Source organism: Mesorhizobium intechi (assembly GCF_002879535.1).
Classification (GTDB): Bacteria; Pseudomonadota; Alphaproteobacteria; order Rhizobiales; family Rhizobiaceae; genus Mesorhizobium; species Mesorhizobium intechi.
Genome location: NZ_PNOT02000164.1, coordinates 1 through 23,153, shown reverse-complemented (window position 1 = coordinate 23,153; position 23,153 = coordinate 1). Strand labels below are relative to the sequence as shown.

20 protein-coding genes are annotated in these 23,153 nt (G+C 64.0%); 10 read left to right on the top strand and 10 right to left on the bottom strand.

Annotated elements, in window-relative coordinates:
- Positions 1–29: 29 nt before the first annotated feature.
- The 6 genes from C1D09_RS13755 to C1D09_RS13730 form a co-directional block, all read right to left on the bottom strand.
- On the bottom strand, positions 30–1,103 hold the full coding sequence (locus C1D09_RS13755; RefSeq protein WP_143974834.1) for an ABC transporter ATP-binding protein: 1,074 nt from the start codon (positions 1,101–1,103) through the stop codon (positions 30–32).
- A complete protein-coding gene (locus C1D09_RS13750; protein WP_143974833.1) occupies positions 1,090–2,028 on the bottom strand; it encodes a PfkB family carbohydrate kinase in 939 nt (312 codons plus the stop codon). Before C1D09_RS13750 ends, C1D09_RS13755 begins: the two co-directional genes overlap by 14 nt.
- On the bottom strand, positions 2,028–3,050 hold the full coding sequence (locus C1D09_RS13745) for an SIS domain-containing protein (protein ID WP_143974832.1): 1,023 nt from the start codon (positions 3,048–3,050) through the stop codon (positions 2,028–2,030). Before C1D09_RS13745 ends, C1D09_RS13750 begins: the two co-directional genes overlap by 1 nt.
- On the bottom strand, positions 3,047–3,892 hold the full coding sequence (locus C1D09_RS13740) for a carbohydrate ABC transporter permease (RefSeq protein ID WP_143974831.1): 846 nt from the start codon (positions 3,890–3,892) through the stop codon (positions 3,047–3,049). Before C1D09_RS13740 ends, C1D09_RS13745 begins: the two co-directional genes overlap by 4 nt.
- Positions 3,892–4,776, bottom strand: a complete 885-nt coding sequence (locus tag C1D09_RS13735) for a carbohydrate ABC transporter permease (RefSeq protein WP_143974830.1) — start codon at positions 4,774–4,776, stop codon at positions 3,892–3,894. The genes C1D09_RS13740 and C1D09_RS13735 overlap by 1 nt, the downstream gene beginning before the upstream one ends.
- A gap of 81 nt (positions 4,777–4,857) precedes the next feature.
- Positions 4,858–6,096, bottom strand: a complete 1,239-nt coding sequence (locus tag C1D09_RS13730; protein ID WP_143974829.1) for an extracellular solute-binding protein — start codon at positions 6,094–6,096, stop codon at positions 4,858–4,860.
- A gap of 219 nt (positions 6,097–6,315) precedes the next feature.
- Between C1D09_RS13730 and C1D09_RS13725 the strand changes: the two genes are divergently transcribed.
- Together C1D09_RS13725 and C1D09_RS13720 are read left to right on the top strand one after the other, a co-directional pair.
- Positions 6,316–7,530: an ROK family transcriptional regulator gene (locus C1D09_RS13725; protein WP_143974828.1), complete on the top strand. Its 1,215-nt coding sequence runs from the start codon at positions 6,316–6,318 to the stop codon at positions 7,528–7,530.
- A gap of 102 nt (positions 7,531–7,632) precedes the next feature.
- Positions 7,633–9,243, top strand: coding sequence for an inorganic phosphate transporter (locus C1D09_RS13720; protein WP_143974827.1), 1,611 nt, complete (start codon positions 7,633–7,635; stop codon positions 9,241–9,243).
- A gap of 165 nt (positions 9,244–9,408) precedes the next feature.
- Here the strand turns inward: C1D09_RS13720 and C1D09_RS13715 are convergent, their stop codons facing one another.
- From C1D09_RS13715 to C1D09_RS13705, 3 genes are all read right to left on the bottom strand, one after another.
- A complete protein-coding gene (locus C1D09_RS13715; protein ID WP_143974826.1) occupies positions 9,409–10,254 on the bottom strand; it encodes an MFS transporter in 846 nt (281 codons plus the stop codon).
- A 335-nt stretch (positions 10,255–10,589) separates the two neighbouring features.
- Positions 10,590–11,750, bottom strand: coding sequence for a patatin-like phospholipase family protein (locus C1D09_RS13710; protein WP_143974825.1), 1,161 nt, complete (start codon positions 11,748–11,750; stop codon positions 10,590–10,592).
- Positions 11,743–12,531: an acetoacetate decarboxylase gene (locus tag C1D09_RS13705; protein ID WP_143974824.1), complete on the bottom strand. Its 789-nt coding sequence runs from the start codon at positions 12,529–12,531 to the stop codon at positions 11,743–11,745. Before C1D09_RS13705 ends, C1D09_RS13710 begins: the two co-directional genes overlap by 8 nt.
- 245 nt (positions 12,532–12,776) lie before the next feature.
- Here C1D09_RS13705 and C1D09_RS13700 point away from each other — a divergent pair, with 245 nt between their 5' ends.
- The 8 genes from C1D09_RS13700 to C1D09_RS13665 all read left to right on the top strand — a co-directional run bounded on the left by C1D09_RS13700 (position 12,777) and on the right by C1D09_RS13665 (position 22,589).
- The gene (locus C1D09_RS13700) at positions 12,777–13,565 is read left to right on the top strand and encodes a 3-hydroxybutyrate dehydrogenase (protein ID WP_143974823.1); all 789 of its coding nucleotides are present in this window, start codon (positions 12,777–12,779) and stop codon (positions 13,563–13,565) included.
- Positions 13,566–13,636: 71 nt separating this feature from the next.
- The gene (locus C1D09_RS13695) at positions 13,637–14,395 is read left to right on the top strand and encodes a phosphodiesterase (RefSeq protein ID WP_143974822.1); all 759 of its coding nucleotides are present in this window, start codon (positions 13,637–13,639) and stop codon (positions 14,393–14,395) included.
- 114 nt (positions 14,396–14,509) lie between these two features.
- On the top strand, positions 14,510–17,044 hold the full coding sequence (locus tag C1D09_RS13690; protein ID WP_167514597.1) for a patatin-like phospholipase family protein: 2,535 nt from the start codon (positions 14,510–14,512) through the stop codon (positions 17,042–17,044).
- A gap of 323 nt (positions 17,045–17,367) precedes the next feature.
- Positions 17,368–18,696, top strand: coding sequence for an NAD(P)H-dependent oxidoreductase (locus tag C1D09_RS13685; RefSeq protein WP_143974843.1), 1,329 nt, complete (start codon positions 17,368–17,370; stop codon positions 18,694–18,696).
- A gap of 2 nt (positions 18,697–18,698) precedes the next feature.
- The gene (locus C1D09_RS13680; protein WP_143974820.1) at positions 18,699–19,727 is read left to right on the top strand and encodes a thiamine pyrophosphate-dependent dehydrogenase E1 component subunit alpha; all 1,029 of its coding nucleotides are present in this window, start codon (positions 18,699–18,701) and stop codon (positions 19,725–19,727) included.
- Positions 19,727–20,725 (top strand): alpha-ketoacid dehydrogenase subunit beta, encoded by a 999-nt coding sequence (locus C1D09_RS13675; RefSeq protein ID WP_143974819.1) that lies wholly within the window; start codon positions 19,727–19,729, stop codon positions 20,723–20,725. The genes C1D09_RS13680 and C1D09_RS13675 overlap by 1 nt, the downstream gene beginning before the upstream one ends.
- A 3-nt stretch (positions 20,726–20,728) precedes the next feature.
- Positions 20,729–22,108, top strand: coding sequence for a pyruvate dehydrogenase complex dihydrolipoamide acetyltransferase (locus C1D09_RS13670; protein ID WP_143974818.1), 1,380 nt, complete (start codon positions 20,729–20,731; stop codon positions 22,106–22,108).
- 112 nt (positions 22,109–22,220) lie between these two features.
- Entirely contained in the window at positions 22,221–22,589 is a 369-nt protein-coding gene (locus C1D09_RS13665) for a hypothetical protein (RefSeq protein WP_143974817.1), read from the top strand.
- Between the two features lie 20 nt (positions 22,590–22,609).
- On the opposite strand, the gene C1D09_RS13660 is transcribed toward C1D09_RS13665, so the two are convergent.
- Positions 22,610–23,153: sugar-binding domain-containing protein (locus C1D09_RS13660; RefSeq protein WP_281288573.1), on the bottom strand; the 544-nt coding region annotated here is incomplete at its 5' end.

Here is a 23,153-nt window from a genome sequence, read left to right as displayed (position 1 = left end):
CCGGCAGGCACCGGGTTTCCGGGGCAGGCTCAAAATGCCTTGCCAGTGTCAGGGTCGAAGAGCCGCAGCGCGTCCTCGCTGAAGGCGAAACTTGCCGCCTGACCTTTCGCCACGCGGGACGCCGGCGGCAGGCAGGCCGTCAGCCGCTGTGTGCCGATCCGTGCGGTGGTGACCAGTTCGGGACCGGTCAACTCGACGACTTCGATTTCCACCGGCAGTGACGGCGCGGTCGCCTCCGCGGCGACCCGCAGTGCTTCGGGCCTGATGCCGACCACGACCCGCGCCCCATCCAGCACCGCGTCGCGGAAACGGGTGGGCAAGGGCAGGCTCGCCTTGGCGCCATCGATGGCGAGCATGGAGCCTTGAACCGTTGCCTGCAGCATATTCATCGACGGCGCGCCGACGAAGCCGGCGACATAGAGCGTTGTCGGCTCGTTGTAGATCTCCTCCGGCGTGCCGAGTTGCTCGATCCTGCCGTCGCGCATCACCGCGATGCGGCTCGCCAGCGTCATCGCCTCTATCTGGTCGTGGGTGACGTAGACGACGGTGGTCTGCAGCATCTGGTGCAGGCGCTTCAACTCGGTGCGCATCTCCAGGCGCAGCTTGGCGTCGAGATTGGACAAAGGTTCGTCGAAGAGGAAGACCTGCGGCTTGCGCACCAGCGCCCTGCCGATGGCGACGCGCTGCCGCTGGCCGCCGGAAAGCTGGCTCGGCTTGCGGTCGAGCAGGGCTTCGATCTGCAGCAGTCTTGCCGCCTCGGCCACCGCCTTTTCGCGCTCATCGGCGGCGACCCCGCGCATCTCCAGCCCGAAGCCGATATTACGGCGCACGGTCAGGTTCGGATACAGCGCGTAGGACTGGAAGACCATGGCGATGTCGCGGTTCTTGGGGTGAACGCCAAGGATCGAGCGGCCGCCGATCAGCACGTCGCCGCTCGTCGCTTCGGCAAGGCCGGCGATGATGTTGAGAAGCGTCGACTTTCCGCAACCCGAAGACCCGAGCAGCACCAGGAATTCGCCACTCTGCAGCGCGATGTCGATGCCCTTCAGCGTTTCGACGCTGCCGTAATTCTTGCGGACGTTGCGGATTTCAAGCGCGCTCATGCGTGGCTTCCCTTGGATGCATCGGTTCGCCGTAGTTGCGAGGCATGGTTGATATGGCGCGCGACGCCACCTGCGTCGCTGCTGCAAGCGAGGCGGTCAGCGTCCGGTCCAGCGCCAGCGCGGCCAGGAAGGCCGCGTTGAAGACATCGCCAGCGCCGATCGTGTCGATGACCTTGACGTCGGGCGCGGTCGCCGTGACCAGCGCTCCGCCCGGGCCGATGGCGATCGCCCCCTCAGGGCCGCGCTTGACGACGGCGGTCGCGCCCTTCTTCATGCTGGACTGGATTTGCCGCGCGGCGTCGACCGGATCGGGCAGGCCGGCCAGGGTCACGGTCTCCACCTCGTTGAACAAAGCAAGGTCGCAACGCGCCAGCCATGTGCGGGCCGCCTTGCGGTTCGCCGGGGTCCAGCCCTCCACCGGCCAGCCGGTGTCCAGCGCCACGGCTATGTCGTGCCCATTCGCCCAGTCGAAGAATGCCTCGTAGTCGCGGGTCAGATCATCGGTAAGGAAGGAGCCGCACAGCAACACATAGCCGCCGGCGAGGCGCTTGCCGTCGAGCACCGAGAATACGTCGGCAAGGCTGAAGCGGGGCAGGTGGCCGCGCGTGGTGAAAAACGTCCTTTCGCCGTCGGGATGGGTCATGCCGACCGAAAGCGTCGTGCTCTCCGGGCGCACCGGCCATTTGTCGGCGCGGGCGCCGAACGCCTCACGCAGCCAGCGGCCGAACTGGTCGTTGCCGACATTGGCGGCGATCTCGAAATCAATGCCCAACGCTTGCCAGGCGAGCCCGGTGTTGCCGGCCTGTCCACCAACGCGCAGATCGTCATGGTCAACGACGGTTTCCGTGCCTGCCTTCGGCCATGGCGCGACCGGGCCGACGATCAGGTCGACATTGACATTGCCGATCACCGCGAGCGGACGCATCACTCGCTCCTGGTGATCTTGGTGGAGCGCACGGGCGTACCGGCATTGTCGACGCGACTGTCGGCGAAGGCGATCATCAGCCGCTGTGCCACGGGCAGCATGGCGAAGATTGCGGCGAGGCTCGAAGCCGGCTTGAACGAGAGTGTGACGGCGCCCGCGACCGGCGATTGCCCGGAGGCGTCGAAGATCACGAGCGGTGCGCCGGCCTCGGCCACGGAAAGGGCCATCGCCGTCACCAATTCCGCAGTCGGATCGTTGCCGCGAAACAGGATCACGCCGATTTTTGGGCCGAGCATCTCCATCGGTCCGTGCCGCAACTGGCCGCCTTCGAGCGAGAAGCAGGGCAGCCGCGACAGTTCGGTGAGGCCGAGCGCCAGCGCCTCGGCCACGCCCTGCAGGCGCCGCCCCGAGGTGACGATGGTCGTCACCTCCTCCAGCGCTGCGAGCGCATGCGTGATGTCATTGTCGTGCTTCTGATCCAGTGCGCCAAGCGCGGCACTTGGGTCCTCGCCCAACGCAGCCAGGATGGCCAGATGCAAGGCGAAGGTCACGGTCAGGCTGCGGGTGGCGGCGAAGGCCAGTTCGGTACCGCCGGCGCCGACCAGGCAAGGCGCGGTGCGGGCCAGAAAGGAGCGGCCCTCGAGCGTCAGACCGAAAATATCAGTAGTGCTTGCGGCTTGCGCAAACCACCTGACGACCTCCGCGCTCTCGCCGGACTGCGAGGTGACGAGCACAGTCCTGTCGTCCAGCGGCACCGGCTGGCCGAGCTGTTCCGAGAGCGGCAGTGCCAGCGCATCGATGCCGAGCGCGCGATAGAGGGGCTCGACGGCGCGCCCGACGGCATGCGAGCCGCCCATGCCGAGCAGCAGCAGCCGGCCGGTCTTCCTGATCGAGGCGGCGACCTGAGCCGACATGGCAGTGTTGTGTTCGAACGAAGCACGCGCATCCGCATGCTGGCGCGCCATTTCGCGGTCGATGGCGGCCAGTCCTGCCGGCCGAATTCTTGTCGCAGTCATCGTCATCCTTTCACACCGCCGCTGGTCAGGCCCGAGATCAGCGCCCGCTGCATGACGAGGCCGATCAGAACCGGCGGCAAAGCGGCCAGCACGCCGGCGGTGGCGATCAGCCCGTAGTCGGAAACACGGCCGCCGGCCAAATCGGCGATGGCGACGGTCAAGGTCTTGGCGCGCTGGTCCGATGTGAACAGCAGCGCATAGAAGAATTCGTCCCAGGCCAGCAGCACGGCAAACAGCGCCGCCGTCGCCATCACCGGCGCCGCCAGCGGCAGCGTGATGATGCGCAGTGTCTGGAACAGGCCGGCGCCGTCGATCATCGCCGCCGCCTCGATCTCGCGCGGAATCGAGTCAAAACCGGATTTCATCAGCCAGGTGGTGAAAGGCGCCAGTATGGTCAGATAGACCAGCGCCAGGCCGAAGACATTGTTGAGCAGGCCGAGATGCGACAGGCCCATATACAGCGGCACGGCGAGCGCCACCGGCGGCAGCATGTAGGTGGCGATGACCATGGACAGCGACCAGCCGATCGCAGGGGTGCGCGACACCGCCCAGCCGGCGGGGATGGCCAGGGCGAGTGCCGCCAGCGTCGCCATGCCGGCGATCTCCAGGCTGTTTCGCAGCGACGAGGTGAAGGCGGCGCCGGCGCTGTTTTCGGCGGTCGACAGCAATGTCTGGTAGCGCGAGAAGTCGGCGGCCTGCGGCCACCAGCGCAACGGTTTGGCGGCGAGGTCGGCGGCCGGGGAAATGCTCATGATGAACAGCCAGGCGATCGGCGCCAGGATGATGGCAGCGAGCAGCAGCGCGCAGGCATGGATGAAGATGGTAAAGGCGGGGCTTCTGCGTTCCATCAGGCGGCACTTCCGGCGGTCTTCCTGACCAGCGCCGCATAGGCGACGGCGAGCACGGTAACGAGCAAGGTGACGATCAGAGCCAGCGACGCGCCGGAGCCTGCGCGCTGGAAGGAGAAGGCTTCCTGGTAGACGAGGATCGAGAGCGTGCGCGTGCTGTTGGCCGGGCCGCCCCGGGTCATCACCCAGATGATGTCGAAGACCTTGAAGGCCTCGATGGTGCGCAGCACCAGCGCCACCATCAGCGGGCCGGCGAGATAGGGCAGGATGACGAAACGGAAGCGGTTGAACGGTCCCGCGCCATCGACGAGCGAGGCGGCGGTGATATCGCGCGGCACCGCCTGCAGAGCGGCGAGCGCGATCAGCGCGACCAGCGGAAAGTTCTTCCAGCAGTCGGCGACGATCAGGGCCGTCAGCGCCGTGGCCGGCTCACCCAGCCAGGAGCGGTAGGCGTCGATGAGATTGAGCTGCGTCAGGGCGGCGTTCAGTGCGCCATATTCGGGATTGTAGATCAGCCGCCACAGCGTTGCGTTGACCACGGTCGGCAATGCCCAGGGCAGGATCATCAAGGCGCGGAGAATGGCGCGGCCGTGGAACTGCTGATTGAGCAGGAGGGCGGCGAGAACGCCGATCACCATTTCGGCGGCAACCGAAACGACGGCGAACAGCGTCGTGGTGACCAGCGTGCGCGAGAAATTCGAGCTGGACAGCATGTTGGTGTAATTGTCGAAACCGACGTAACTGCCGCCGGTGCCGACCAGCTTGGCGTCGGTGAAGGAAAGACCGACCGTATCGACCAGCGGCCAGCCGATGACGGCGACCATGACCACCAGCAGCGGCAGCATCAAGAGCCATGCACGGGTCGTCATCCAGGTGCTCGACATCGGAGCAGCCTCTCTTCATTCAGGGTGATTTCAGACATAGCACGGGCGGCACCAGGCCGCCCGTAACTGGAGAACAATGCCTCAGAGGCCGCTGTTTTGCGCGGCCGTCTTCAGGGCGTCTTCCGGCGAGGATTGGCCGAGCAGCGATTCCTGGATCGCCTGCTGCAGCGCGGTCGACAGTTCCTGGTATTTTGGCGTGGTCGGACGCGGATACATGGCGGCGAGGCCAAGCTTGGCCGCGGCGATCAGCTCTTCCTGACCCTTGGTGACCGTCGGGTCGTCATAGGACGAGGCCCAGATCGGCAGCGACAGCTTGGCGTACTGGTTCTGCGTCGCCTGCGAGGTCATGTATTCGATGTATTTCCAGGCTTCGTCCGGATGCTTCGAGACCGCAGTGACGCCGAGGCCCATCGACCCGTTGACTGCCGAAACCTCGCTGATGCCGGTAACACCCGGCGCCGGCACCACGCCGACCTTGCCCGCGACCTTCGAGTCCTTCGGATCGTTGGCCATGTTGTACATGTAGGTCCAGTTGAGCGCGAAGGCGGCGTCGCCGTTTTCGAAGACCTTGCGCACGTCCTCTTCCAGGAATTCCTTGGAATTCGGGTTGGTGAGGCCGGACTTGTAGCTATCGACCATATATTTCAGCGCCGAGAGGCCGCCGCCATTCTGGAAGTCTGGCTTGCCGTCCTTGAGGAAGTCGCCGCCATAGGCGCTGACCAGCGTGGTGTAGTCGCATATCGCGGCCTCGGCCTGCGACCAGCTCCAGGCGATCGGCGTCTTCAGCAGGCCCTTGTCCTGAATGATCTTGGCCTGCGCGCCAAGCTCTTCCCAGGTCTTCGGCGGTGTCTTGATGCCGGCCTTTTCCAGGATGTCCTTGTTGTAGAACAGGTATTTGGTGTCGAGTATCCACGGCATGCCATAGTATTTGCCGTCGTACTGGACCGTGGTCCAGGCGCCGGGCAGCACGCCCTTCTTCATGTCGTCGGTGATCTTCGACGAGACGTCGACCAGCACCTTGTTGGTGGCGTATTCGGCCGGCCAGATGACGTCGAACAGCACGACGTCGTAGCCGCCGCCGGAACCTTGGGCCAGAACGGTCTTGTCGTGCAGGCCTTCGTAGGGAACGAATTCGAGATTGACCTTGACGTCCGGATTGGCCTTGGTGAAGGCGTCCGTCATGGCGCGCACGTCGGCCTCGCTGTAGGCGGCCTGCGCCATGAACAGCGCGTTGAGCGTCGTTTCGGCGAAAGCGTGAGGGACGAGCAGTCCTCCGGCGAAGACCGCGCCGACCAGTGTTTTGGTGATTGTCCTAAGCATCTTCTTCTCCCATTTCCGGCGTTGACGGGCCTGCGATGCGGGCGTTTCGCTTCGCCTTCCCGGATCCATGTCGCGTGACCTGATGCTTACCCGGCCGACCGGTGGCGACAGGCGGAAGTCCTGGCCATCTTGTTTTGGGACATTCAGTTTGCATTAAGTCAATTCGCTTGACTTAATTAGTCGATCAATATTGTAATGGAGTCAAGAGGGGAAAAGCCGGTGGATGACATCAGCCCGATCCGCGCCAAAAGCGGCACCAACCAGGAAGGCACCAGCGCACACAACCGCCGGGTCATGATCGAGGCGCTGCGCCTCAATGGCGCCCTGTCTCGGGCCGACCTGGCGCGGGCGACGCAGCTCACCAAGCAGGCGGTCTCCAACATCATCGAAGATCTCGAAAGTGACGGGCTGGTCGTCGCGCTGGACGCGGTGCGCAAGGGCAGGGGGCAGCCGTCGACCCCCTACAGGCTGGTGCCTGAAGGCGCCTTCGCCATCGGCCTGCATATAGACCGCCATCTGACGCGCGCCGTGGCCGTCGACCTGATGGGCAGCGTGCTGGCGCGGGCCGAGGCGAACCTGCCTTTCGATGAGCCGTCGAAGGGGGTCGAGATCATCCTCGAGCTGATCGCAGGTGTGCGTCGCGACCTGGCCGGCATTTCGGTCCAGTCGGAAAAACGGCTGGTCGGTCTCGGCGTCGCCATGCCCGGTCCTTTCGGCCTGAAGGATTCGGACGACAAATGGATGATGCCGGCCTGGCAGAAATTTCCCCTGCTGGAGGCGCTGGCCAAAGGCACGGGGCTGAATGTCGGCCTGCAGAACGATGCCGCCGCCTGCGCCACCGCCGAACGTATCGTCGGCGCGGCGCATGGCGTCGACCACGCGGTCTGCCTCTATGTCGGCTACGGCATCGGCGCCGGGCTGATCCTCAATGGCGAACTCTACAGCGGCGGCCATGGCAATGCCGGCGAAATCGGCATGGCGCTGCTGGCGCCAGCCGGCCCCGGCTCGACGCCGCTCGAGCACCGCGCCTCGCTGGCCTCGCTCTACCAGCATCTCGACCTCAATCCGGCGGACAGTGATATCTACGAACAGATGAACGCCCTGGTGCAGGCCGAGGATGCCAAGATGATGGCCTGGATCGACGGGGCAGCGCATGATCTGCGCTGGAGCGTGCATCTCATCGAGACGATCTTCGATCCGCAGACCGTGATCCTGACCAGCGGCGCGCCGGAAGCGCTGGCGCGCCGGCTTGTCGAGGCAATGCACCCGCTGCTGCCGTCGATCGCCGACCGGCCCGCAAGAATGTTGCCCCGCCTGCAACTCGGCACCACCGATCCCTGGTCGATCGCGCTCGGTGCGGCCGCGGCGCCGATCAGCCGCGCCTTCGATCCGCTGTTCTCGGCGATCCTGAAGACGCGTTCCGCTCCGGCATAGGAGCTCCCAGGGCTGAAGCCCCTGATTCGGCGTCACACAGGGTTCATCGTGCGGACATAGCGTCGTTCCCGGTTCTTTGCTGCAGTGCAATAGGAGTGGGACATGGTGGACATAGTTTCTAGTGAGGCGGGCATACCGAGACCAGAGCATCCGCTCGACAGTTCGGGCGGCGCGAAGTGGTTTCTGCCGGCCTTCGGCGTGCTGGTTCTGGTCGGCGTGATCTATGTCGGCTACGCGCTGAGCCAGGACCTGGCGGTGGCCAAGACGGTGCCGTGGATCCTGCTCGGCATCGCCTTGCTGATCGCGCTCGGTTTCGAATTCGTCAACGGCTTCCACGACACCGCCAATGCGGTGGCGACCGTCATCTATACGCGCTCCCTGCCGGCCGAATTCGCGGTCATGTGGTCGGGCGTCTTCAACTTCCTCGGCGTTCTCACCTCCAGCGGCGCGGTCGCCTTCGGCATCCTGTCGCTGCTGCCGGTCGAGCTGATCCTGCAGGTCGGCTCCTCCTCCGGCTTTGCCATGGTGTTCGCGCTGCTCGTGGCGGCGATCCTGTGGAACCTCGGCACCTGGTTCCTCGGCCTGCCGGCATCGAGTTCGCACACGATGGTCGGCTCGATCATCGGCGTCGGCCTCGCCAACCAGTTCATGGCGCCGTCCGGCAGCGCCACCAGCGGCGTCGACTGGTCACAGGCGACCAATGTCGGCGTGACCTTGCTGGTGTCGCCGATCATCGGCTTCTTCGCCGCCGCGATCCTCCTCCATGCGATGAAGCTTCTGGTGCGCAATCCGGCGCTGTACGAGGCGCCGAAAGGCAATGCCCCGCCGCCCTGGTGGATCCGCGCCCTGCTGATCTTCACCTGCACCGGCGTCAGCTTCGCGCATGGCTCCAACGACGGACAGAAGGGCATGGGCCTGATCATGCTGATCCTGATCGGCGTGGTGCCGACGGCCTATGCGCTGAACCGCACGCCCGACATCAACTATCTCGAAGCCTACAAGTCGGCTTCGGCCAATGTCGAAACGGCGCTGGGAAAATATGTGAAGCCCGGCGTCACCGTCACGGATGCCAAGGATGCCAAGGCAGCCGTCCAGGATGCCGTGCGCACCCGGAGCTGGAGCGACAAGACGACGGTCGCGCTGCAGACCTATATCCACAACACGACGGCTGGACTGCAGCCATACGCTTCGGTCGACAACGTGCCGACCGATCTGGTCAGCAACGCCCGCAACGACATCTATCTGATCGGCGAGGCGCTCAAGCTGATCGACAAGAAGCAGTTGCTGCCAATGCAAGGCGCTGATCTCAAGGCGGTGACCGACTACCACAAGGCGGTCGACAATGCGACGAAGTTCATCCCGCTCTGGGTGAAGATCGCGGTGGCCCTGGCGCTGGGTCTCGGCACCATGGTCGGCTGGAAACGCATCGTCGTCACCGTCGGCGAGAAGATCGGCAAGAGCCACCTGACCTATGGCCAGGGTGCGGCGGCCGAACTCGTCGCGATGGTGACCATAGGCATGGCTGACCGGCTCGGCCTTCCGGTATCGACCACCCATGTGCTGTCGTCGGGCGTCGCCGGAACGATGGCGGCCAACGGCTCGGGCCTGCAATGGTCGACGGTGCGCAACCTGCTGCTGGCCTGGGTGCTGACCCTGCCGTGCTCGATCGCGCTTGCCTTCGTGCTGTTCATCGTCTTGCGCCGGGTGTTCTGAACGCAAGACCCTCAAAGGAACGGCGCCAATTGCGGCGCCGTTTCTCCTTCTCGGCCTATCCCGCGAGGACCAATAAAGAGCCAGAGCGTGCGCCCAAGCGGCCGCGCCGCTCCGACCGGTTCAGTTTTCCATGGAATGGTTGGCCGGCGCCAACCGCGCTCGCTCCTATTGCCGCGCAATGTCCGCCCTGTTACGGCGATGCAGCTGGCGCAGCGACACCATGTGCAGCATGATCGAGCTTGGCACCACGAAAGCAGGTGTCAGCACACCCGGATAGTCGCCTGCGCCGATGCTCTGCACATGCGGGACAATCAACTGCCACGGGCCGGGCGAGGTCATCACGCCCATGGTGATCGCGACAGCGAAGTCGGCAAGCCCGAGGACGTTCCAGAGAGTTGCCGCCCTCAGGCCTTTGTCCGTGCCGGTCGCCACTGCGATCGCAGCCGGCAACGCCAACAATCCGGTCAACATGTCGCCGATGCCTGCCGGCGCCGCGAACGCGCCGGGCAGCGTTCCACGCAGCCAGGCCGCGATAGCCCAGGTGCCGAATACGCGGTAAAGCTGAAGCATCACGAGCCAGCTCGCTGGCATCGCATCGAGCACCAGCCCGATCCGCTTCGAGAGCAGCAGGAGCGGCGCCCCGACGATCACCGGCAGGAAGATCGCCGATGGCAACACCGGAAAAGACGCGGTGCCCGCGTGAAAGACGCCGTCGATCGCCGCGCTCCAGGCGAAGGCAAACCACAGCGTGTCCGGGATCATGATCGCCAGCCAGGTCGTGCGGCGTTGAGCTGGCGTCAGGCTCGTGCGTTCCAGGCCGAGCCATAACCCAAGCGCGATGAGCCCGTGGGCGGCGAGCTGGTGGGCCGTGGTCGGAACGCCGGTCGCCGGGATCGCCGGCCATCTGTAGATCACCAGGAGCCAAAGCGACGTGAGCGGCGCAAACCAGAGCAGGCCGCGCCAGGCGTCACGCGATGGAACGATAGCAGGGGAAACGGCTTCGACGGTCATCAGCGGCACTCCATTGAGCCCAGCGCATTTGCCTGCTCAGATGTACGCCTGCTTTCGGCGAGCTAATATTCGCTACAATGTTGATAGGCTGTGAAGCAGAGTTTCACAGTCCGGCCCGAGCTAGGTCGAAGGCGTGCCTACGCGTTTGCACCGTGGTTTCGCCGCGCTGCCGCCGGACTCATGGCGGTGGCCAGGCGGATCGCATCCTTGTCCCGCATGTGCGGGCGGCGCTCCTGATGGGCACGCTGCGCGGCGTCGGTTGACCAATCGGCGAGGATTGCGTTCGCGGCGAAGGCCGCTTTGTAAGATTGCTCCGCTTGTCCTGGACGCAAATGTCAGGTCGGGTCTTCGCGGTGCAGGTCGTGGATGGTGACACCGTCGGCATTGTCCGGCATGGTCAGCCACTTGCGATGGCGCAAGGTGCGCTGCGTGTCTTCCAGGCCGGTATCCCAATGCTCGCGCATCGAGGTGCCGGAGAACTCATAGTCCTTGGCGTGACCCTCATAGCCCTTGTGCTGGTAGATCAGGTGCACGATGTTGACCAGGCCGGCGTCCGAATAGTCGGCGATCAGCGCTTCTTCCGCCGGCGTCAGCTGCTCCCTGGGCACGCGCTTGAGCGCGTCGAGCAGGCGCATCTTCAGGCCATGGATGCGCTTGAAATTGTCGGTGTTCTGGCGCGTGCGGCTGGAATACATGATGTCCTTGTGGCGCGACAGCACGTCCGGCATGCTGCGCGGCAGCACCCCGCGCGCGCTGAACAGGTCGACCTGGAACACCAGAGACGAGCGGTCCTCTTCCTGGTCGAGCAGATACTGCAGCGGCGTGTTGGAGACGATGCCGCCGTCCCAATAGTATTCGCCTTCGATGCGGACCGAGGGGAAGGCCGGCGGCAGCGCCCCGCTGGCCATGATGTGCTCGGGTCCGATGCGGACCTTGTCGGTATCGAAATAGACGAAATTGCCGGTCCGCACATTGACCGCGCCGACGCTCAGCCGCTTCTTGCCGTCGTTGAGGATGTCGAAATCGATCAGGCTCTCCAGCGTATCCTTCAGCTCGGCGGTGTCGTAGAAGCTGGTGGCGCCCTCGGCGCCCGGATGCTCGAACCAGGGGTTGGGATTGCGCGGCTTGAAGAAGCCGGGCTGGCCCATGGTCATGGTCATCCACGACGAGGTGCGGTTGCGGATGTCGCGGTAGATGTCGCCTTCAGGTGTGTAGGCCCAGATCTTGCGGCCCGAGATGGTCTGCCAGAACTGTTCGAGCCGCTGCAGGCGGCGGCTGGACTCGTTGCCGGCGATGATCGAGGCGTTGATGGCGCCGATCGATACGCCCGACAGCCAGCTCGGCTCGCAGCCGGCGTCAGCCAGCGCCTGATAGACGCCGGCCTGGTAGGCGCCGAGCGCGCCGCCGCCCTGGAACACCAGAGCGATGCGGTCGTATTGCGCCGAAATCTCCGCGATCGTGGTGGCGGCTTCCTTGCTTCGGTGACGTTCAAGCACGAATTTTCTCCGGCTGGGTTATGCTGGTTGCAAGCCGGCTGTGATCGGCAAGGTAGTCGTGGACGACCTCGCCCAACCCAAGCGTCAGATCGGCCTTGAAGTGGACTGCGGAGACGATGTCGAGCACCGGCAGCTTCGCCACGTTGGCCATGACATGGGGCCTGAGATCAAGCGCCGCCGGCGCCGTCCAGGCCTCCTTCAGCGTGATGTCGGTGAGGTAATAGCGCACCAGCTCGCAGATACGCGGCGCGCCGTCGACATGCGGGATGATCTTGACCAGGAAATTGGGCGCGGCGAGCGCGGCGAGCACCGAATCATGATCGGCTTCCCGGTGTTTGTAGCCCATCGTGCCGGTGGCGCACAGAACGCTGCCATAGTGCAGCGTGCCTACGATCACCTCGCCTTCATGGACGATCTTGGGGTTGGCCAGTTTCTTCGGAAACCCCCACAGCTCACGGCCGCCGGCGATCGGCGCGTCGTCGTCGAGATACATGGAATGGACATAGCCGCCATGCTGGCCCTTGTACTTCACCGGAATGACCTGGCCGGTCTCGGTGTAGTCGCCGAAGCCCGTGGAGTCGGGCATGCGGATGAATTCATACTTGACCAGCGGTTCGTCGATTTCCAGCGGCGCCGGCACGACGGCCTCGAGTGCCTCGCGCGTCGTGCGGTAGGTGATGATGATGTATTCACGGTCGAAGAACCGGTAGGGACCGGGCGGAAAGGACGGGTTGGTCAGCGGCATCGCATAGGCGCGCTTCACGACATCGGCGATTTCCAAGCTGCACCCCCAAGGTTCTGTCGGATGAATTTCGTTCAGGAATGACGGCGCGAATGCGCAGCCGATTATGTTGCACGGCACCATGACAATGCCGTGTCAGCCAAACGAACCGTTGCCTCGCAGCGGGCGACGCCGTGCCGGGCCGTCGTCTGGCTGTAATCGCACCGACATATGGCTCTGTCATTGTCATGTTGCGACGCACAATTATATGCTCTCATTCCCCTCCCACGTCTCGCGAGATCACCATGGGTTCCCTGTCTTCGAAGAATGCCCTCGTCACCGGCTCGACCAGCGGTATCGGCCTGGCCATTGCCCGCGCCTTCGCCGCCGAGGGCGCCAATGTCACCATCAATGGTCTTGGCGACCCCACGGCCATCGAGCAGGAGCGCTCGGGCATCGAGAGGGATTTCGGCGTCAAGTGCCGCTACTCCGACGCCAACATGATGGACGGTGCGGCGGTGAGCGCCATGGTGCATGACGCCGAGGCGGCGTTCGGCAGCCTCGACATACTGGTCAACAATGCCGGCATCCAGCATGTCGCGCCGATCGAGGAATTTCCCGACGACAAATGGGAAGCCATCATCCGCATCAATCTTCTTGCGGCTTTCTATGCCATCAAGGCCGCGGTGCCGGGCATGAAGGCGCGTAAATGGGGCCGCATCGTCAACACGGCGTCGGCACACGCGCTGGTCGCCTCGCCGTTCAAGTCGGCCTATGTGTCGGCCAAGCATGGCATTGCAGGGCTGACCAAGACGGTGGCACTGGAAGTCGCGCAGGACGGCATCACCGTCAACGCCATCGCGCCCGGCTATGTCTGGACGCCGCTGGTCGAGAAGCAGATCCCCGACACGATGAAGGCCCGCGGCATGACCGAGGAACAGGTCAAGCATGACGTGCTGCTCGCCGCACAGCCGACGAAGGAATTCGTCACCGTGGAGGAACTTGCCGCGCTGACGCTGTTCCTGTGCTCGGATGCCGCCAGGCAGATCACCGGTACGACCTTGCCGATGGACGGCGGCTGGACGGCACAGTAGAGGGACAATCGAGGCGTTGCGTTTTCGGGCTGGCGCCATGCGACGCCGGCGGGAAGGGTACGGTCAGCTCCATGAAAATCATCCAGCTCTCCGACCCGCATCTGATGACGCCGGGTGGCCTGCTCTACGGCTCCGATCCGCTCGCAAGGCTGGAAGCCTGCCTGGCCGACATCGGCAAGAACCATGGCGATGCCGAACTTGTGGTGATCTCGGGCGACCTGACCAATGATGGCGAGCGTGCGGCCTATGCGGCGTTGCGGGACCGGCTGGCGCAATTTTCACCGCCCTTCCGGCTGATGCTCGGCAACCATGATGACCGGGCGCTCTTCCTCGAAATGTTTCCCGATGCCGCCGCCGAGCAGGGGTTCGTGCAAAGCGTGTTCAACGGCACACAGGGCCGGCTGATCCTGCTCGACACGCTGGACAGCGGCCATGTCGAGGGCAGGCTCTGCCCGGCGCGCCTCGACTGGCTCGATGAACGGCTGCAAGAGGCGGGCAACCGGCCGGTCTTCCTCTTCATGCATCACCCGCCGTTCCGGATACACATGCCGGTGCTCGACAAGGTCAGGCTTGCCGACGCCGATGCCTTCCATGACGTGCTGTCGCGACACCGCAATGTTCGCCATATTTTCGCCGGCCACGTCCACCGGCAGATCGCAGGCAGCTGGCGCGGCATACCGGTCAGCACGCTGCGCAGCACCAACCACCAGACCGCGCTCGATTTTTCGCAGAACTGGAGCCTGGGGCGCGAGCCGCCCGCCTATGCCGTGATCTTGATCGACGCGGAGGGCGCGATCGTGCATTTCCACGATTTTCCCGTCGCCGGATGATGTGCCGCCAAAAGAAGAGGACAGGGCCGCCATAGCGCCATCGCGCCATGTCATTCTTCTTGTTTTAGGAGCATCTTGTGCAACCGTAGAGCAATCATGCGCGCCGAGAGTGCCATGCCCAGCGACACTGAGGAAGCTTCGCCGATCTCGTTCTATGACGTCATGACCGCCGAGGCGTCGGTTGTTACACGGCGCCGGGAACTGGTTGCCGCCAGACACGCATCGGACATCAAGACCGTGAAGGGGCCCGCGGCCAAGCTCTCCGCCACCCAAGTCAATGTTGCGCGGTCGGACAAGGAAGACGAACGCGGCAACCTCTATCCCGTGGTCAAAACGGACCGCGACCTGACCGGTCTGGCGTGCTCGGGCGGTGGCATTCGTTCGGCGGCATTTTGCATGGGGGTGCTGCAGGCACTGGAGTCCATCACAGAAAAGGACCGGCCGAATGTGTTTGAGAATATCGACTATATGTCGACGGTTTCCGGAGGCGGCTACATCGGCACGTCGCTTGTCGCCGGCTTGATGCAGACCAATGGCGCGTTTCCGTTCACAAGCACGCTCGGCGGTCCTGAAACCCTCGAGACGCAGCACATCCGGGACTATTCCAACTATCTGGCGCCGAAGGGAATGATCGACGTCGTCGTCGGCCTCGTGGTTGTGATGCGTGGGTTGCTGATCAACGCGATGATCTTCCTTGCCGCGCTGTTGACGCTGGCCTGGTTGACCATCGTGATCAATCCGACCGAAACGTCGCTGCGGCTACCCATTCTGCACAAGCTGACCCAGAATTCAGGGAACGTGTTCTATTGGTCGATCCTGCTGGCGGTGGTCTTGGGACTCGTCCAGATCGGCTATTCGATATTTGCCTTTCGGCCTTCCGACCGGACCGACCGCATGACGACGCTCGTCGAACGAGAAATGGCCAGCAGGATCTTTGCGCTGTTCTTCATCGTCTGCCTGCTGATCGCCTTCTTCGAGTTTCAGGCCTATGTCCTGGCGGGCTTCTTCGATGCGGCCAAGGCGCCGGAAGATTGTTCCGAAATCAACTGGGTCGGCTGCATCCTGATCCACGCTCCAACGTCTCTCGAAGGGCTCTGGGCCGCGCTTGCCGGCATGTCGGCAGCCCTTGCCGCCTTTGGCAACAAGCTGATTGCCGTGGCGGCGGCCTCGAAGAGCGACGATTCGTGGACCGGAACGGCCAGGCATCTTGCCTCAAAGGTACTGCTCTACTGCCTGGCAATGGTCGTGCCGATATCGCTGTGGTGCGTCTATCTGGGGCTTTCCTACGCGGGGATCGGCGCTGGCGACACAGTCATTGGGAACATCAGGACGACCTATGCGATGCTGGCCGGCGTGCTCATCGTCCTGTCGCTGCTGGTGACGCCGAACGCGAATTCCCTTCACGGATACTATCGGGACCGCTTGAGCCGGGCGTTTCTCTGGCGCCTGGACAAGCTGAAAGAGAGTGCCAGGAACGAGCTTGCCGAAAAGAGCCACATCCTTGCCGATTTGAAAAAGCGGCTGAAAGACAGGCAGGCCCGAAAACGGTCAACCGATGTCGATCAGTTCAAATTGACTTCGCTCAAGCCCGGATCTCCGGGAAACTGGGCCGATTCCGTCTGGTTTTCGCCGTACCTGCTCATCAACACCGCGGTCAATCTGGAGGGGTCGCCCTATCTCGGTCGCCGTGGCCGCAGCGCCGATTCCTTCGTCTTCAGTCCCATCTATACCGGCAGCCAGGCAACCGGCTATGCCGCGACGAGATCGCTCGAGCGTAGTGACCGCAATCTCAACCTCGGCACGGCAATGGCCATTTCCGGCGCCGCGGCGTCGGCCAATATGGGCGCAAATACAATCCGGGTCCTGACGTTCAGCCTGGCCGCACTGAATGTTCGCCTGGGGTACTGGCTTCCAAATCCGCAATTTCTGCGCAGTCGTACCGGCCTGCGGCGTTTGCTGGCCAATGTCGCGCCTTGGTACTTTGCCAAGGAGGCGATCGGCAGGGTCGATGAACTGACGAGCAACGTCTACCTGACAGATGGCGGCCATTTCGACAATCTCGGCCTGTATGAACTGCTGAAACGGCGCTGCAAGGTTATCATCGTTGCGGACGCGGAGGCGGACCCGACGCTCGACTTCAACTCGCTCATCCGGGTCGAACGCTATGCGCGAATTGATCTCGGCATCCTCATAGATCTGCCATGGTACGAACTGCGTCGCTCCAATGCCCTGGCGACCGAGGACAATCTTGTCAGCGCCTCGACCGACGAGGCGCGGTTCCAAGGGCCGCACGTGGCGATCGGTCGTATCGACTATGGCGGAAACGAGCACGGTGTCCTGATCTACATCAAGTCCTGCATGAGCGGCGACGAGAGCGATATGATCCGCGATTATCGCAGACGGTATCCGCAGTTCCCGCACCAAACCACCCTGGATCAGTTCTTCAACGAGGAGCAGTTCGAAGTCTATCGCGCGCTTGGCTTCCACGCGACCCGCAATTTCTTCACGGGCAATGATCATTTCGCCAGTTTGAAGAACTGCCCGGTTGCGGACTGGCCGGGCGTTGTGGGGAAGGCTCTGACCGAGCTCAACGTGCCTGGCGACGCCGTGGAGAAGATCGTGCAGCGCCAGCAGGATGCGATGTTATAGCGCCGTCGAGCCATGGCGAACGGCCCGGCGATTCGATGTCGCCGCATGACGGTCTCCGCGCGTCCCATTGCGCGGCCGAGAACCTCATGAGCCTGTCGATCAACAGCCCTGCCGTATCGCCGGGCGGCTGATCCCCTGAAAGCACGGAGTTGCGCGGAAGCGACGGGTCCTGGTCCGGTTCGCTGCTGGAAAGGGCGCTGGACGGAGGCGTCGGAAAGTTCTCCAAAACCATTCGGATTTGGACATTAGTCTTGACAGAAATACAGATGTTCAATACCCGTCAAGCGAATGAACAAGCCTGCAATGTGGGAGGAATGAGCGGTATGGCTTCCAATATTTCGTTGACGGGCCTTGCCCGCGATCTCGATGAGCGCGGCAAATCGGGCAAGCCCATCCGAATCGGCCTGATCGGCTCCGGCGAGATGGGAACCGACATCGTCACCCGCGTCGCCCATATGTCCGGCATCGAGATCGGCGCGATCTCGGAACTGAACCTGCCCGCCGCCAGCAGGGCGGTGGACATCGCCTTCCAGGAAACCGGCCATGCGCGTGAAGTGTCGAACGCTTCGGCGATGACGGCTGCCATGGAGGCCGGCAAGGTGGCCGTCACCAATGACGCCAGCCTGGTCATCAACAATGACCTGATCGATGTGGTGATCGACGCGACCGGCGTTCCCGCCGTCGGCGCCGAAATCGGCCTGCGCGCCATGGAACATGGCAAGCATCTGGTGATGATGAATGTCGAGGCCGATGTCACCATCGGCGCCTATTTGAAGAGCGAGGCCGACCGGCTCGGCGTCACCTATTCGCTGGGCGCCGGCGACGAGCCGTCCTCCTGCATGGAACTGATCGAATTCGTCTCGGCCATGGGGCATCCGATCGTCGCGGCCGGCAAGGGCAAGAACAATCCTCTCAACATCGACGCCACACCGCCGGCCTATGAGGAAGAGGCCAAGCGCCGGCACATGAATGTGCGCATGCTGGTCGAATTCGTCGACGGTTCGAAGACCATGGTCGAGATGGCGGCGATCGCCAATGCCACCGGGCTGGTGCCCGACAAGGCCGGCATGCACGGCCCCGCGGCGACACTCGGCGAGCTCTCGAAAGTGCTGGTGCCTGAAAAGGATGGCGGCGTGCTGTCCAGGGTCGGCGTCGTCGACTACTCGATCGGCAAGGGTGTGGCGCCCGGCGTCTTCGTCGTCGCCGACATGTCGCATCCGCGCATTTCGGAGCGCATGGAAGACCTGAAGATGGGCAAGGGTCCGTATTTCACCTTCCACCGCCCCTATCACCTGACCTCGCTCGAAGTGCCGCTGACCTGCGCCCGCGTCGTGCTCTACGGCAAGGCCGACATGGTGCCGCTGGCAAAGCCCGTGGCCGAAGTCGCCGCCGTGGCCAAGAAGGACATGCAGCCCGGCGAGAGGCTCGATGCGATCGGCGAATATTGCTACCGCGCCTGGATCATGACGGCGCCCGAAGCGCATGCCGCCAAGGCCATTCCCTGCGGCCTGCTGCAGGGCGGCTCGGTCACCGCGCCGATCAAGAAGGGCGAGCTCATCACCTATGCCAATGCTGCCCCGGCTCCGGGTTCCAAGATCGCCGAACTGCGCGCCCGCCAGGACAAGCTCGTCTACGGAACCGTGGGAGCCTGATCATGGCCGGAGCCGGCAAAGCCGTCGCGGACAGTCGCGCCAACCTGCCTTTCGTCTATCGCCAGTACAGCGCCGAGCAGCTCAAGCAGGTGCTCTACAAGATGTACCTCATCCGCCGCTTCGAAGAGGGCGCCGAGGAGAGCTACATGCGCGGCCTGATCCACGGCACCATGCACCTGTCGATCGGCCAGGAAGCCAGCGCCATGGGCATCTGCATGCCGCTTGGCGAGGATGACCAGATCACCTCGACGCATCGCGGCCATGGCCACTGCATCGCCAAGGGCGCCGAGGTCAAGCGCATGTTCGCCGAGTTCTTCGGCAAGACCACGGGCTACTGCAAGGGCCGCGGCGGTTCGATGCACATCGCCGATGTCGCCAAGGGCAATCTCGGCGCCAACGGTATCGTCGGCGGCGGCATTCCGATCGCCGTCGGAGCGGCGCTCTCCTCCAAGATGATGAAGACCGGCAAGGTCGTCGTCTCCTTCTTCGGCGACGGCGCCAACAATGAAGGCGCCTTCCACGAGGCGCTCAACATGGCCGCGGTCTGGAAGCTGCCGGTCATCTTCGTCTGCGAGAACAATGGCTACGGCATGTCGACCTCGACCGCCCGTTCCACCGCGGTCAAGAACATCGCCGACCGCGCCGCCGCCTATTCGATGCCGGGCGTCATCGTCAACGGCAACATCTTTTCGGAAGTCGCCGAGGCGTCGTACAAGGCCGTCGAGCGCGCCCGCTCCGGCGAGGGGCCGACGCTGATCGAGTCCAAGACCTATCGCCATCGCGGCCATTCCAAGAGCGACCGCAACCGCTATCGCACCAAGGAAGAGATCGAGGACTGGATGTCGAACCGCGACCCGATCACGCTGTTCGAAAACGAGCTGCGCGAATTTGGCTTCATCGACGACAAGGGCATCGAGGCCATCCGCAGCGGGGTGGCGCAGGAGATCGCCGACGGCATTGAGTTCGCCAAGGCGAGCCCGTCGCCCGACGTCAGCGAAACCGGAAACTACGTGTATACGGAGCAGGCGTGATGGACGCGATGGTGCGCGAACTGAGCTACGCCCAGGCGATCCAGGAAGCCATGGCGATCGCCATGGACATGGACGAACGCGTCTTCCTGATGGGCGAGGACATCGGCGTTTATGGCGGCGCCTTTCAGGTGACGGGCGATCTGGTCGAGCGTTATGGCACCGAACGGGTGATCGACACGCCGATCTCGGAACTGGGCGGCGCGGGCGTGGCGGTGGGTGCCGCCGTCACCGGCATGCGGCCAATCTTCGAATTCCAGTTTTCCGATTTCGCCACGCTCGCCATGGAGCAGATCGTCAACCAGGCGGCCAAGATGCGCTTCATGCTGGGCGGCGAGGTTTCGGTTCCCGTGGTGATGCGCTTTCCGGCGGGCTCGGGCACGGGTGCGGCCGCCCAGCACAGCCAGAGCCTGGAAGCCTGGCTCGGCCATGTGCCGGGCCTGAAGGTCATCCAGCCGGCGACGCCCTATGATGCCAAGGGCATGCTCCTGGCGGCGGTCGCCGATCCCGATCCGGTGATGATTTTCGAGCACAAGCTGCTCTACAAGATGAAGGGCCCGGTTCCCGAGGGCTATTACACGGTGCCGATCGGCAAGGCCGACATCCGCCGCGAGGGCCGCGACCTCACCATCGTCGCCACCTCGATCATGGTGCACAAGGCGCTCGACGCCGCCGCCACGCTGGAAGCCGAAGGCATCGACGTCGAAGTCATCGACCTCAGGACGATCCGGCCGATGGACAAGCAGAGCGTCATCGACAGCGTCAAGAAGACGTCGCGGCTGATGTGCGTCCACGAAGCGGTCAAGACGCTGGGCATCGGCGCCGAGGTCAGCGCGATGATCGCCGAGAGCGAGGCGTTCGACTATCTCGACGCGCCGATCGTGCGGCTGGGCGGCGCAGAGACGCCGATCCCCTACAATCCGGAGCTCGAAAAAGCCACGGTGCCGCAGGTTCCCGACATCATCAGTGCCGCGCGCGACCTCGTCAAAGGGGTTCGCTGAGATATGCCGACCGAAGTCATTCTTCCCAAGGTCGACATGGACATGGCGACTGGACAGATCTCGCGCTGGTTCGCCGAGGAAGGCGCGCGCGTCAAGAAGGGCGACCTCCTGTTCGAGATCGAGACCGACAAGGCTGCCATGGAGATCGATGCGCCGGCCAGCGGCGTGCTGCGGGACGTCACCGGCAAGGAAGGCATCGACATTCCCGTCGGCGCGCCCGTTGCGTGGATCTATGCCGACGATGAGGTCTATGGGGCCGATGTCACTGCGACGAGGCAGGACAGGGCGCCAATCTCGCCACCCGCGGGGGAAATGCCGGCGAAGCCGACAGAAGGGGGCGCTGCCCCGCCAACCCCGCACGCCGTCACGCCCCCCTCTGCCCAGCCGGGCTTCTCCCTCACAAGGGCGGAGGTTGGCCAATCGCCGTCGGGCGCACGCGCGACACCGCTTGCCCGACGTCTGGCTCGTGAGGCAGGCCTTGCTCTTGCCGGCATCATCGGCACCGGCCCATACGGCCGTGTGGTCAAGGCGGACATCGACGCGGTGATTGCCAAGGGCGGCTTCAAGGAGGCTCCGGCGGTGGCACCCGACGCTCCCGCCGCTGCTGTCGCAGCCCTCCCGTCAGCAAGGCCGATGTCGGACGACCAGGTGCTGAAGTTGTTCGAGCAAGGCTCCTACGAACTCGTGCCGCACGACAATATGCGCAAGACCATCGCGCGCCGCCTGGTCGAAGCCAAATCCACCATCCCGCATTTCTATCTCACGCTGGACTGCGAACTCGATGCGCTGCTGGCGCTGCGCACCCAGATCAATGCCGCGGCCCCGATGAAGAAGTCGGACAAGGGCGAGGCTCCCGCCTACAAGCTGTCAGTCAACGACATGGTCATCAAGGCGATGGCTATGGCGCTGAAGGCTGTGCCGGATGCCAATGCCTCGTGGACCGAAAGCGCCATGGTCAAGCACAAGCATGCCGATGTCGGCGTCGCCGTGTCGATCCCCGGCGGCCTGATCACGCCGATCATTCGGCATGCGGATGAAAAGACGCTGTCGACCATCTCCAACGAGATGAAGGACCTGTCCAGCCGCGCCCGCAGCCGCAAGCTGAAGCCGGAAGAGTATCAGGGCGGCACCACGGCCGTCTCCAATCTCGGCATGTTCGGCATCAAGGATTTCGCCGCCGTCATCAACCCGCCGCATGCGACCATCCTGGCGGTCGGCGCCGGCGAGGAGCGGGCGGTGGTCAAGAATGGCGAGATCAAAATCGCCACCGTGATGTCGGTGACGCTGTCGACCGACCATCGCGCGGTTGATGGAGCCCTTGGCGCGGAACTGCTGGTCGCCTTCAAGCGGCTCATCGAGAACCCGATGGGCATGCTGGTCTAGGTCGCCGACACGGGCCGACGCCAGATGATGCGCCGGCTTATGACAGAAACGCCTTGCCAGCCGGCAACCCGTGACCCATGTTCTGGGTGGACTGCGACCAAGGGAGGCCAAAATGCCTGCATTCGACCCGTCTGACGTCAAAACCTTGTTCGGCAAGGTCATGGGTGCCTCGCCGTCCGACATCAAGCTGGTGGCGCAGCGCCTGCACGACCATGCCTTCGAGCCGCGCATGTCGGCGGAAGAGACCAGGCAGCTTGTCGCCGGCCTCGGCTATGACAGTCTCGATGCGTTCTGTGCCGATATCGGCCTGCCCGCTCATATCGCCGAGCGCTGGAGCCGTTTTGGCGTTTCCGGGGAGATGAAACAGGTGTTCACCCTGCTGGCGGCCCAGCGCAAGCGGGTGGCCGAGGCGATTGCCGAATTCGAATCCATGACCCATGTCGGCGTCGAGGATTATTTGCGCGAACGCGGTCTGATCTAGCGCCAATCGGCGGGTTGGTATCAGCCGGCCTTGGCCAGCAGTGCCGTCGCCGTGTCGCTGTCGGTGATCAGCACATTGGTGCTGACCGCCTTGAGCGCGGCCAGGATCGCCGCCACCTTGCGTTTTCCGCCGGCGGCCAGCACGACATTCGGCACCTGGCCCACCACGTCGAGATCGATGGCCATGACGCGCCCATTGACCTCATGGTCGACCAGCCGACCGGCGGCATCGACGAAGTAGCACAGCATGTTGGCGACCGCGCCTTTCGCCTTCAATGGCGTGATCAGCGATGACGGGACGATGCCGTGGCGGAAGATGGTGGCGTCCGCGGACATGTCGCCGACGGTGAGCAGCGCGATGTCGGCCGCCGCCGCCCGCTGGCGCACGTCTTGCAGGGTCGGCTGCGCCCACAGGAGATCGCGAAGCGAGGGATCGTCCACCATCACCGGCGCGGTGATCTGGTAGGAATCGACCTCGAAGACATCGGCGACCTTGGCGGCAACGATCGACGGATTGATCCATTGCGAATGCGGCAGGCTGCCGACGAGCGCCACTACCGAGGCG